Below are 389 nucleotides of genomic sequence, written 5' to 3'. Positions count from 1 at the left end.
GTTCAAAATCCGAAATCCTACAATCATCGTTAAGCACACCAAACCGAAAAAGAAAGTTTAAAAAGCGCCAAAGACCTTTGGCAAACCATTAATTTAAAAAATATACAAGAAAATATATAGCCAACACGTCCACGGTCTGATCTCAGTCTCCGTAAAGGGAAAGACCATTGGGTTGAATATGTCGCACGTCGACGGCTTTGATGATTTCATAAATATGGACGTACATCACATTCACTGTAGCACAAGACGTTGCGATAATAGTTGTCCCATACGTTTGGTAAAACAAAGAAATAGTGCTGAGTTATCGCTTGATTCATCAATAATAACATGGATGAAAGTGAATGATTATACCGGCAAAGCAGGACAAATACTCTTCGTTCCTCTCGAAA

Annotated in this window: 2 pseudogenes; both read left to right on the top strand. The window is 38.0% G+C overall.

What is annotated here, in order from left to right:
* A pseudogene (locus J7R10_RS10185) lies at positions 1 to 201 on the top strand (type I pantothenate kinase); the annotation flags it as partial.
* 13 nt (positions 202 to 214) lie between these two features.
* Positions 215 to 389: pseudogene (locus tag J7R10_RS09485) on the top strand (leucyl aminopeptidase family protein); the annotation flags it as partial.

It is taken from the genome of Bartonella vinsonii subsp. berkhoffii ATCC 51672 (assembly GCF_902825225.1).
Lineage (GTDB): Bacteria > Pseudomonadota > Alphaproteobacteria > Rhizobiales > Rhizobiaceae > Bartonella > Bartonella berkhoffii.
This window is presented reverse-complemented; position numbering and strand designations above follow the sequence as displayed.